Raw genomic sequence first — 11,491 nt, 5'->3', positions numbered from 1 at the left:
GCCGGCCCTGCCGCCGTTGCTGGCGCGGTTGTGGGGGGAGGCGCGGGCGGCGCCGCAGCGGGAGGCGCGGGCGCTGCGGGCAGGGCTGCTGCTCGCCACGCTGCCGGGCCCCTGGAAGGGGCTCGCCACGCGGCTCGGCTGCGTGGCGCTGCACGCGAACCACCGCGAATTCGACGCGGCGCGCGTGGCCGCGATCCGCGCGGCCGGGCTGCGCACGCTGGCCTACACGGTCAACGATCCGGCGCGGGCGCGCGAACTGATGGCCTGGGGCGTGGATTTGATCTGCACCGATCGCATCGATTTGATCGGTCCCGATTTCGCGACGGCGCAAGGCTGACGCGCGCGATTCGCTTGGTATCCGGCGGATGCCGGTATCGAGGATGGCCTCGAAAGAGAATGTTTTTCGGGCCGGAACCCAATCTGGCGAAAAATAAAAATATCGAATTCGCGCCAGCGACGGTCGAAATACACCATGCAAAGCGGGATGCAAAGCACGTTCGCATCCCGCTTTCGTAACGTCAGGAAAAAATCGCTACAAATTGCAGCGAAATTAACCATTCCCCAAATATTCGACTACGCTTAGAAGCACGCCGGTCAGAAGCGGTAGCCCACGTTCACGTAGCTCACGATCGGGTTCAGCTTGATGTGGGCCTGCGAGGTTTGCGTGAGCGTGCCGACCTGGCTGGCGCGCTGGGTGGTCAGCGTGGCGGTCAGGCTGACCGGGATGTACGAGATCGACAGCCCCGCGAACCAGTGCTTGTTGAAGTTGTAGTTGAAGCCGGCGTTGAACACCGGCGCCCACTGGTTGCTGGTCTTGGCGCTGGTCGGCCCGCCGAGCGCGCCGTATTCGAAGCTCGTGTTGGTGATCTTCGCGCCGGTGAAGTAGATGTACGAGGCGCCGACGCCCACGTACGGACGGAATTTCGCCTCGGCGCTGTTGAAGTAGTACTTGAGCAGGACGGCCGGGCTCCACTGGTAGGCGCGGCCGAGCGTGCCGAACTGGCTCAGCGATCCCTTGCCTTCCAGATTGAACTTTGGCGGGATCCCATAGACGAACTCGGCAGCGATGTGGTCGGTCACGAAATAGCCGGCGGTGAAGCCGAGCGTGTCGGCGTCGGAAATGCCGGCGCCGGTATTTGCGACCGATTGATTCACCGGGGTTCCGCCCACGCTCATGATCTTGAGTGGGTCGCTCGAATCCTGGGGGGCGAGATGAAACCAGCCCGTGGTGACGTAAAAGCTTCCAGCCGATTGCGCTTGCGCGGCGGAGCCGGCAGTCATGAGTGCAAGTGCAACGGTCCCCGTAATGGCCAATTGTTGTTTCATCAGTTTGTCTCCTCCTCGATAAAAAGGCGTGCTCATTATGACCACGGCGTTTCAAACGGAACAGGCTTGTAAGCTAGAGCAATCTCCCTAGGATTCGCACGAACGTACGAATCCTCCCTGCCGCGCGGGGCTCTGCGCGGATGCAGTCTTTCGGGCCTTCGGGTATTTCCTAACGCGATCAAACGGACATTCAGCATGGCACGGCTAGCACGACTCTACGTTCCCGATCAGCCGCAGCACGTCATCCTGCGCGGCCTCGATCAGCAACCGGCGTTCGTCGACGATCAGGATTACGAGCTTTTCATCGATTGTCTGAAGGCGGCGGCGCGCGATCATCAACTGGCAGTGCATGCCTATGTGCTGCTGCCGCGACAAGTTCAGCTGCTCGTCACGCCCAGCGACGAGGCAAGCCTGCCGAAGGCGATGCAGGCGGTTGGCCGACGCTATGTCGCGCATTTCAACCGACGCTATTCGCGCCGCGGCACGCTGTGGGAAGGCCGCTATCGCGCCACCGTGATCGAGGGCGAGCGCTACTTCCTGCTGGCGAGCCGCGTGGTGGAGTTGAGCCCCGTGCGCGCGCAGCTTGCGCAGGCGGCCGAGGCGTACCGCTGGTCGAGCTACCGTCACCATATCGGCCTGACCGTCGACAGCCTGATCACCGATCACCCGCTGTACTGGGCGCTCGGCAACACGCCGTTCGAGCGGCAGCGCGCCTACAAGGAGCTGTGCGAGCAGCCGCTCGACGAGCGCCAGACCGATCAGTTGCAACAGGCCACGCTCAAGGGCTGGGTGCTCGGCAGCGAAACGTACCGGGAGTGGGCGGCGCGCACCGCGAACCGCCGCGTCTCGCCGCTGCCCCGCGGGCGGCCGCGTAAGGTACGTGAAAACAATGGTCCGCACAACCCATCCGCCCATCAGTAATAACGGCAGCGGGGGGACCACGGCGGCATCTTCGGGTGCCGCCCTTTTTTTGCACCAAATCGATACGGCCCTAATAAAAAGGCACCTTATCGAAGCATTGAAGTAATTAGTGTCAGATCAAACGGTTTTTGTTGCTATTCCTTTGATTCGTCGCGTATATTCCGATTTCCGGCATGCCGGGCAAAAGTGTGCCCGGCGCCAGCCCGCCACGCCGCCGCCGAAGCGGCGGGCGACAAGCACTTGATTCAACGGCCGCAAGGCCCCTACTCAGACGGTGTCCCCATGAACGACCACCAAGAGCCGCAGGGCGCGGTTCCCGCCGCGCAAGGTCTTTACGATCCGCAGAACGAGCACGACGCTTGCGGCGTCGGCTTCGTTGCGCACATCAAGGGCAAGAAAAGCCACGAGATCGTCGAGCAGGGCCTGAAGATTCTCGAAAACCTCGATCACCGCGGCGCGGTGGGCGCCGATCCGCTGATGGGCGACGGCGCGGGCATCCTGATCCAGATCCCGGACGCGTTCTATCGCGAAGACATGGCCAAGCAGGGCGTGACGCTGCCGCCGGAAGGGGAATATGGGGTCGGCATGGTGTTCCTGCCGAAGGAAAGCGCCTCGCGCATCGCCTGCGAGCAGGAGCTCGAGCGCACCGTCAAGGCCGAAGGCCAGGTGGTGCTCGGCTGGCGCGACGTGCCGGTCGATTCGACGATGCCGATCTCGCCCACGGTCAAGGCTTCCGAGCCGCTGATCCGCCAGATCTTCATCGGCCGCGGCAAGGACGTGATCGTCACGGACGCGCTGGAACGCAAGCTGTACGTGATCCGCAAGACGGCGAGCCACCGCATCCAGGCGCTCAAGCTGCAGCACGGCAAGGAATACTTCGTGCCGTCGATGTCGGCGCGCACGATCGTCTACAAGGGCCTGCTGCTGGCCGGCCAGGTTGGCGTGTACTACCGCGACCTGCAGGACGCGCGCGTCGTGTCGGCGCTGGCGCTCGTCCACCAGCGCTTCTCCACGAACACGTTCCCGGCCTGGGAACTGGCCCACCCGTACCGGATGATTGCCCACAACGGCGAAATCAACACGGTGAAGGGCAACGTCAACTGGCTGAATGCCCGTACCGGCGCGATCGCCTCGCACGTGCTCGGCGACGACCTGCCGAAGCTCTGGCCGTTGATCTACCCGGGCCAGTCGGACACCGCATCGTTCGACAACTGTCTCGAACTGCTCGTGATGGCTGGCTATCCGCTCGTCCACGCGATGATGATGATGATTCCGGAAGCGTGGGAACAGCACACGCTGATGGACGACAACCGCCGCGCGTTCTACGAATATCACGCCGCCATGATGGAGCCGTGGGACGGCCCCGCCGCGATCGCGTTCACGGACGGCCGCCAGATCGGCGCGACGCTCGACCGTAACGGCCTGCGTCCGGCGCGCTACATCGTCACCGACGACGATCTCGTGATCATGGCCTCGGAAGCCGGCACGCTGCCGATCCCCGAGTCGAAGATCGTCAAGAAGTGGCGCCTGCAGCCGGGCAAGATGTTCCTGATCGACATGGAACACGGCCGCATCATCGACGACAAGGAACTGAAGGACAACCTCTCGAACGCGAAGCCGTACAAGAGCTGGATCGACGCCGTGCGCATCAAGCTCGACGAGATCGACGCGAAGGGCGAGGACGTCGCCGCGGAACGCCGTTCGGCGGCGACGCTGCTCGACCGTCAGCAGGCGTTCGGCTACACCCAGGAAGACCTCAAGTTCCTGATGGCGCCGATGGCCGTCAGCGGCGAGGAAGGCATCGGTTCGATGGGCAACGACTCGCCGCTCGCGGTGATGTCGAACAAGAACAAGACGCTCTACAACTACTTCAAGCAGTTGTTCGCGCAGGTCACCAACCCGCCGATCGATCCGATCCGCGAAAACATGGTGATGTCGCTCGTGTCGTTCATCGGCCCGAAGCCGAACCTGCTCGACACGCAGAACGTCAACCCGCCGATGCGTCTCGAAGTGGCCCAGCCGGTGCTCGACTTCAAGGACATCGCGAAGATCCGCTCGATCGATCAGTACACGGGCGGCAAGTTCAGCTCGTACGAACTGAGCATCTGCTACCCGGCCGCCTGGGGCAAGGAAGGCATCGAGGCGCGTCTGGCCTCGCTGTGCGCCGAAGCCGTGGACGCGGTCAAGTCGGGCTACAACATCCTGATCGTGTCGGATCGCAAGACCGACGCGGATACCGTCGCGATCCCGGCGCTGCTGGCCACCTCGGCGATCCACTCGCACCTGGTCGACCAGGGCCTGCGCACCAGCACGGGCCTCGTCGTCGAAACCGGCTCGGCGCGTGAAACGCACCACTTCGCGCTGCTCGCGGGCTACGGCGCGGAAGCCGTTCACCCGTACCTCGCGATGGAAACGCTCGCCAAGATGGCCGAAGGCCTGCCGGGCGACCTGTCGGCCGAGAAGGCGATCTACAACTTCACGAAGGCGGTCGGCAAGGGCCTGTACAAGGTCATGTCGAAGATGGGCATCTCCACGTACATGTCGTACACGGGCGCGCAGATCTTCGAAGCGGTCGGCCTGGCCAGCAGCCTCGTCAACAAGTACTTCAAGGGCACGGCCTCGAAGGTCGGCGGCATCGGCCTGTTCGAAGTGGCCGAGGAAGCGCTGCGCCTGCACCTCGACGCGTTCGGCGACAACCCGATCCTGCGCGACATGCTCGACGCGGGCGGCGAGTACGCATTCCGGATCCGCGGCGAAGACCACATGTGGACGCCCGATTCGATCGCCAAGCTGCAACACGCGACGCGCAGCAACTCGTACCAGACGTACAAGGAATACGCGCACCTGATCAACGATCAGACCAAGCGCCACATGACGTTCCGCGGCCTGTTCGAGTTCAAGGTCGATCCGTCCAAGGCGATCCCGATCGACGACGTCGAACCGGCCAAGGACATCGTCAAGCGCTTCGCCACCGGCGCGATGTCGCTCGGCTCGATCAGCACCGAAGCGCACGCCACGCTGGCCGTCGCGATGAACCGCATCGGCGGCAAGTCGAACACCGGCGAAGGCGGCGAGGACGTGAACCGCTACCGCAACGAACTGCGCGGCATCCCGATCAAGGCCGGCGATTCGCTGCGCTCGGTGATCGGCGAGGAAGTCGTGCGCGACATCCCGCTGAAGGATGGCGATTCGCTGCGCTCGAAGATCAAGCAGGTCGCGTCGGGCCGCTTCGGCGTCAACGCCGAGTACCTGTCGTCGGCCGACCAGATCCAGATCAAGATGGCGCAGGGCGCGAAGCCGGGCGAAGGCGGCCAGCTGCCGGGCCACAAGATCTCGGAATACATCGGCAAGCTGCGTTACGCGGTGCCGGGTGTGGGCCTGATCTCGCCGCCGCCGCACCACGACATCTACTCGATCGAGGATCTGGCGCAGCTGATCCACGACCTGAAGAACGTCAACCCGGTCGCGAGCATCTCGGTGAAGCTCGTGTCGGAAGTGGGCGTGGGCACGGTCGCGGCCGGTGTGGCCAAGGCCAAGGCCGATCACGTCGTGATCGCCGGCCATGACGGCGGCACGGGCGCCTCGCCGCTGTCGTCGCTGAAGCACGCCGGCACGCCGTGGGAACTGGGCCTCGCCGAAACGCAGCAAACGCTGGTGCTGAACGGCCTGCGCGGCCGCATCCGCGTGCAGGCCGACGGCCAGATGAAGACGGGCCGCGACGTCGCGATCGGCGCGATGCTCGGCGCGGACGAGTTCGGCTTCGCGACGGCGCCGCTCGTCGTCGAAGGCTGCATCATGATGCGCAAGTGCCACCTGAACACCTGCCCGGTCGGCGTCGCGACGCAGGATCCGGTGCTGCGTGCGAAGTTCTCGGGCCAGCCCGAACACGTCGTCAACTACTTCTTCTTCGTGGCCGAGGAAGTGCGCGAAATCATGGCGCAGCTCGGCATCGCGAAGTTCGACGACCTGATCGGCCGCGCCGAGCTGCTCGACACGCGCAAGAGCGTCGAGCACTGGAAGGCGAAGGGCCTCGACTTCACGCGCGTGTTCTATCAGCCGCAAGTCGAGAACGCCTCGACGCGTCACCTCGACGTGCAGGATCACGGCCTCGAGCGCGCGCTCGATCACACGCTGATCGAAAAGGCGAAGGCCGCGATCGAGAACGGCGAGCATGTGTCGTTCATCCAGCCGGTGCGCAACGTGAACCGCACGGTCGGCGCGATGCTGTCGGGCGTGATCGCCAAGAAGTACGGCCGCGACGGCCTCGACGACGACGCGATCCACATCCAGCTGAAGGGCACGGCGGGCCAGAGCTTCGGCGCCTTCCTCGCGAAGGGCGTCACGCTCGACCTCGTCGGCGACGGCAACGACTACGTCGGCAAGGGCCTGTCGGGCGGCCGCATCATCATCCGTCCGACCAACGATTTCCGCGGCAAGTCGGAAGAGAACATCATCTGCGGCAACACGGTGATGTACGGCGCGCTGGAAGGCGAATCGTTCTTCCGCGGCGTGGCCGGCGAGCGCTTCTGCGTGCGCAACTCGGGCGCGACGGCGGTCGTCGAAGGCACGGGCGACCACGGCTGCGAATACATGACGGGCGGCACGGTGGTCGTGCTCGGCGAGACGGGCCGCAACTTCGCGGCCGGCATGTCGGGCGGCCTGGCCTATGTCTACGATCCGGACGGCACGTTCGCGGCCAAGTGCAACAAGGCGATGGTCGCGCTCGATCCGGTGCTGCAGCAGGCCGAACAGGAACGCACCGTCGACCGTGGCCTCTGGCACACGGGCCTGACCGACGAAGCGCTGCTGAAGGGGCTGATCGAGCGTCACTTCCAGTTCACCGGCTCGCCGCGCGCGAAGTCGCTGCTGGAAAACTGGGACGCGGCGCGCCGCCAGTTCGTGAAGGTGTTCCCGCACGAATACAAGCGCGCGCTCGGCGAAATGGCGGCGGAAAAGGCCGCCAAGCAAGCCGCCGTCGCAGCCTGACGCAACCGATCCATACGAATTAGCGATCGCGCCCGCCGCCAGCGGCGGGCGCGGATCCCTCCCCGAACCACCCCGATTCAGACGAGAACCTTATGGGCAAGGCAACCGGTTTTCTCGAGTTCGAACGCCGCCACGAGGCGTACGAGGCTCCGCTCACCCGCGTGAAGCATTACAAGGAATTCGTCGCGGCGCTGTCCGACGAAGACGCGAAGATCCAGGGCGCACGCTGCATGGATTGCGGCATTCCGTTCTGCAACAACGGCTGTCCGGTCAACAACATCATTCCGGACTTCAACGATCTCGTGTATCGCCAGGATTGGCAGAACGCGATCGAGGTGCTGCACTCGACCAACAATTTCCCCGAGTTCACGGGCCGCATCTGCCCGGCGCCGTGCGAAGCGGCCTGCACGCTCGGCATCAACAACGATCCGGTCGGCATCAAGTCGATCGAGCACGCGATCATCGACAAGGCCTGGGCCGAAGGCTGGGTCAAGCCGCTGCCGGCCGAGCACAAGACGGGCAAGAAGGTCGCCGTGGTCGGTTCCGGCCCCGCCGGCCTGGCCACCGCGCAGCAACTGGCGCGCGCCGGCCACGACGTCACCGTGTTCGAGAAGAACGATCGCGTGGGCGGCCTGCTGCGCTACGGCATCCCCGATTTCAAGCTGGAAAAGTGGCTGATCGACCGCCGCATGCGCCAGATGGAAGCCGAAGGCGTGACGTTCCGCACCAGCGTGTTCATCGGCAAGGATCCGCTGCCGGAATCGATCGGCAGCCTGGCGAAGGAAACCATCTCGCCCGACGCGCTGAAGGACGAGTTCGACGCGATCGTGATCGCGGGCGGCTCCGAAACGCCGCGCGACCTGCCGGTGCCGGGCCGCGAGCTCGAAGGCGTGTACTACGCGATGGATTTCCTGCCGCAGCAGAACCGCGTCAACGCCGGCGACAGCCTGCCCGACCAGTTGCTGGCCAAGGGCAAGAACGTCATCGTGATCGGCGGCGGCGATACGGGTTCCGACTGCGTCGGCACCTCGAACCGTCACGGCGCGAAGTCGGTCATGCAGTTCGAACTGATGCCGCAGCCGCCCGAGCAGGAAAACAAGCCGATGGTGTGGCCGTACTGGCCGATCAAGCTGCGCACGTCCTCGTCGCACGACGAAGGCTGCGAGCGCGATTGGGCCGTGGCCACCAAGCGTCTCGAAGGCAAGAACGGCAAGGTCGAGAAGCTGATCGCCGCGCGCGTCGAATGGAAGGACGGCAAGATGAGCGAAGTGCCGGGCTCCGAATTCGAACTGAAGGCGGACCTCGTGCTGCTGGCGATGGGCTTCACGCAACCGGCCGCGCCGGTGCTCGACGCGTTCGGCGTCGCCAAGGATGCGCGCGGCAACGCCCGTGCGGCCACGGAAGGCGAGCGTTCGTACGCCACCTCGGTCGACAAGGTGTTCGCGGCCGGCGACATGCGCCGCGGCCAGTCGCTCGTGGTGTGGGCGATCCGTGAAGGCCGTCAGTGCGCGCGTGCGGTGGACGCGTTCCTGATGGGCCATTCGGAACTGCCGCGCTGATCGCGGCATGACCGGGCGGCGGGCGATACGCTCGCCGTACCGGACGTCATGAAAAAAGAGCACGCCCCAGGGCGTGCTCTTTTCGTTGGTGCGTCGCGTTCGCCGGATCGGCGCGGCGTGCTGTCCGCGTCGATCCGCCGGCGCGGTTCGACTCAAGCCGCCGCGTCGCGCTCGATCTCGAGCGTGCGGTCGTGGAACGCCGCCAGCGATTCGCGGTGCGCGATGCTGACGATCGCCGCGCCCGGCAGCCGCGCGGCCAGCAGGCCGTAAAGCTGGCTTTCGTTGTCGGCGTCGAGCGCGCTGGTCGCCTCGTCGAGGAACAGGTAATCGGGCTTGTGCAGCAGCGCGCGCGCGCCGGCCAGGCGCTGCTGTTCGCCCGGCGAGAGCACCTGCGTCCAGTGGTTCGATTCGTCGAGCCGCGTCGCGTAATCGTCCAGGCCGAAATCGCGCAGCACGGCGCGGCATTCGTCGTCGCCGAAGCGCTCGGCCGCCGACGGGTAGGCGAGCGCCGCCTTCAGCGTGCCGATCGGCAGGTAGCTGCGCTGCGGCACGAACATCATCTTCGCGCCCACCGGCGCATCGATCGCGCCGTCGCCGAACGGCCAGAGGCCGGCCAGCGCGCGCATCAGCGTGCTCTTGCCCGCGCCCGACGGGCCGCGCACGAGCCAGCGCGAGCCGGGCTCGATCGTCAGGTCGCCGACCGTCGACAGCGGCCGGCCGTCGGGCAGCGCGAGGCGCAGGCCCGAGGTGGTCAGCGCCTCGGTGTCGACCAGATGCAGGTTGATGCCGCCGTGCTCGGTGGCCGGCGACAGCGATTCCTTCAGATGCGAGGCCTGCGTGATGCGCTTGAATTCGCGCAGACGATTGACGGTCGCGCGCCATTCCACCAGCGTCGGGTAGCTGTTGATGAACCACGAGAACGAATCGCTGACGGTGCCGAACGCGCTGTTGATCTGCATCAGCACGCCGAACGAGTAGGCGCCCGCGAAGTAGCGCGGCGACGCCACCGCGATCGGGAAGATGATGGCGAGCTGGCCGTAGAAGCTCAGCACGAAGTTCATGCGCCGCGTGTAGGCCATCAGGCGCCACCAGTTGTCGCGGATCCGCTCGAACAGGCCGAGCGTGTTCTGCTTTTCGCGCGAGGTGCCGTCGAAGAACGCGATCTGCTCGGCGTTCTCGCGGATCCGGATCAGGCCGAAACGGAAGTCGGCCTCGACGCGCTGCTGCTGGTAGTTGATCGACACGAGCGGGTGGCCCGCCTTGTGCGTCAGGTAGGAACCGGCCAGCGCGTACAGCATGGCGGCCCACACCATGTAGCCCGGGATCGTGACTTGCGAGCCGCCGAACGGGATCGACAGCGCGCCGGCGATCGACCAGAGAATCACCACGAACGAGCACAGCGTGACGACCGTCGAGATCAGGTCGAGCGTCAGCGCGAGCGTCGAGGTGGACAGCGAATTCAGGTCGTTGGTGATCCGCTGGTCCGGGTTGTCGGTCAGGCGGTCGCGTTCGATGCGGTAGAACGCGCGGTCGCCGAACCAGTCGTCGAGCGCCTGGTTGGTGATCCACTGCCGCCACCGGAAGCCGAGCATCTGCCGCAGATAGGTGCGGTAGATGGCGAGGATGATGAACGCGAACGCGTAGCCGGAGAACACCAGCAGCAGATGCGGCACCTGCCCGGCGTCCTTCTGCTGCAGCGCGTTGTAGAACCCGGCGTTCCAGCTGTTGAGCCGGACGTTGATCCAGACGATCACGAGGTTCATCGCGATGATCGCGACGAGCAGGCCCCACGCGGTCTTCCATTCCGAAGACACCCAGTAGGGCTTGATCAGGCTCCATGCGGAGATGCGGGCTTCGCCTGGCGGCGCGTCGTTCGCCGGGCCGGCGACGGGGGACGAGGATGTCATGAGCTTCCTGCGGTGGGGCGGCGCGATGCCGGGGTTAATCGTATCGGGGCGCACGCGGCGCACCTCAAATCGTGCCATATGACGGCGGCTCGCCGCGGATTGTGCGGCGCATCGCTTAAACGGCTCTTAACCGCGGCGGGCGGGGCGCCGCAAGCGCTTTGTCAGCAAGGCCGGCCGGGCGTCGGCGGTCATTGTGCCAGCACCGCGCCGCCGCGCGCACGAGCGCTTCGGCCGCCGGCCGAGGTTTGCGGGCGTTTCGGCTTCTGTGGTCTAATGGCCGCCTGACGAAACAGGGGTGCTTTGCTGCCAGCCCGATCCGGTAACGGATCGCATGGCGATGCGGCGGCAAGGCTGAGAGAGACCCTTCGCACCCGATCCGGGTAATACCGGCGCGGGAAGTTTCCGATTCCACCGGGTCGCGCCCGCCGCCATCGTTTTGGATGTGATCGGCATGTGCCGTCCGGTCGGCTCCGGCCGCTGGTTTCGTCCGTTCGATTGCGCCCTCGCGCGTTACGGAAGGAAGCCCATGTCTGTTTTGCCTGCTCTGTCGTGTCCCCTCGCTTTCGATGCCGCGTGCTGCCAGTTATGGCCGGCCGCCGCTGCGCACGCGCGCGTCGCGTGTTTCGTGGCTGCCTGCGCGCGGGCGGAGGCGGGGCGATGAGCGGCGCATCCGGTGCGCGCGTCGACGTCGCCGTGCTCGGTGGCGGCCTGGTCGGCCGGCTGATCGCGTGGCGGCTCGCCGGCGCGGGGCTGCGCGTCTCGTTGTACGAACGCGGCGACGCGGCCGGCTCA

The 11,491-nt window shown here is 65.7% G+C and carries 7 protein-coding genes and 1 riboswitch; of the genes, 5 read left to right on the top strand and 2 right to left on the bottom strand.

Annotated features, from left to right (window positions below):
• Positions 1-337, top strand: a 337-nt coding sequence (locus G3N92_RS24195) for a glycerophosphodiester phosphodiesterase family protein (protein WP_277396194.1), incomplete at its 5' end; no start/stop codon positions are given.
• Positions 338-594: 257 nt separating this feature from the next.
• Here the strand turns inward: G3N92_RS24195 and G3N92_RS24190 are convergent.
• Positions 595-1,326, bottom strand: coding sequence for an OmpW family outer membrane protein (locus tag G3N92_RS24190; RefSeq protein ID WP_206130108.1), 732 nt, complete (start codon positions 1,324-1,326; stop codon positions 595-597).
• Positions 1,327-1,521: 195 nt separating this feature from the next.
• Here G3N92_RS24190 and G3N92_RS24185 point away from each other — a divergent pair, with 195 nt between their 5' ends.
• From G3N92_RS24185 to G3N92_RS24175, 3 genes are all read left to right on the top strand, one after another.
• Positions 1,522-2,247 (top strand): transposase, encoded by a 726-nt coding sequence (locus tag G3N92_RS24185; protein WP_206130107.1) that lies wholly within the window; start codon positions 1,522-1,524, stop codon positions 2,245-2,247.
• Positions 2,248-2,529: 282 nt separating this feature from the next.
• A complete protein-coding gene (locus G3N92_RS24180; protein ID WP_206130106.1) occupies positions 2,530-7,233 on the top strand; it encodes a glutamate synthase-related protein in 4,704 nt (1,567 codons plus the stop codon).
• Positions 7,234-7,325: 92 nt separating this feature from the next.
• The gene (locus tag G3N92_RS24175; protein ID WP_206130104.1) at positions 7,326-8,792 is read left to right on the top strand and encodes a glutamate synthase subunit beta; all 1,467 of its coding nucleotides are present in this window, start codon (positions 7,326-7,328) and stop codon (positions 8,790-8,792) included.
• 152 nt (positions 8,793-8,944) lie between these two features.
• Here the strand turns inward: G3N92_RS24175 and G3N92_RS24170 are convergent, their stop codons facing one another.
• A complete protein-coding gene (locus tag G3N92_RS24170; RefSeq protein WP_206130103.1) occupies positions 8,945-10,699 on the bottom strand; it encodes an ABC transporter ATP-binding protein/permease in 1,755 nt (584 codons plus the stop codon).
• Between the two features lie 281 nt (positions 10,700-10,980).
• A riboswitch (TPP riboswitch) is annotated at positions 10,981-11,114 on the top strand.
• A gap of 242 nt (positions 11,115-11,356) precedes the next feature.
• Between G3N92_RS24170 and G3N92_RS24165 the strand changes: the two genes are divergently transcribed.
• Positions 11,357-11,491, top strand: a 135-nt coding sequence (locus G3N92_RS24165) for an FAD-dependent oxidoreductase (protein ID WP_206130109.1), incomplete at its 3' end; no start/stop codon positions are given.

It is taken from the genome of Burkholderia sp. Ac-20379 (genome assembly GCF_017104645.1).
Classification (GTDB): Bacteria; Pseudomonadota; Gammaproteobacteria; order Burkholderiales; family Burkholderiaceae; genus Burkholderia.
Note: the sequence above shows the minus strand (reverse complement) of the source record. Positions and strands in the feature narration are given on the sequence as shown.

Excerpts from the sequence above, each read along its gene's own strand:
- G3N92_RS24190 (WP_206130108.1), bottom strand. The coding sequence starts at position 1,326 with ATGAAACAACAATTGGCCATTACGGGGACCGTTGCACTTGCACTCATG.
- G3N92_RS24170 (WP_206130103.1), bottom strand. The coding sequence starts at position 10,699 with ATGACATCCTCGTCCCCCGTCGCCGGCCCGGCGAACGACGCGCCGCCA.
- G3N92_RS24180 (WP_206130106.1), top strand. The coding sequence starts at position 2,530 with ATGAACGACCACCAAGAGCCGCAGGGCGCGGTTCCCGCCGCGCAAGGT.
- G3N92_RS24185 (WP_206130107.1), top strand. The coding sequence starts at position 1,522 with ATGGCACGGCTAGCACGACTCTACGTTCCCGATCAGCCGCAGCACGTC.
- G3N92_RS24175 (WP_206130104.1), top strand. The coding sequence starts at position 7,326 with ATGGGCAAGGCAACCGGTTTTCTCGAGTTCGAACGCCGCCACGAGGCG.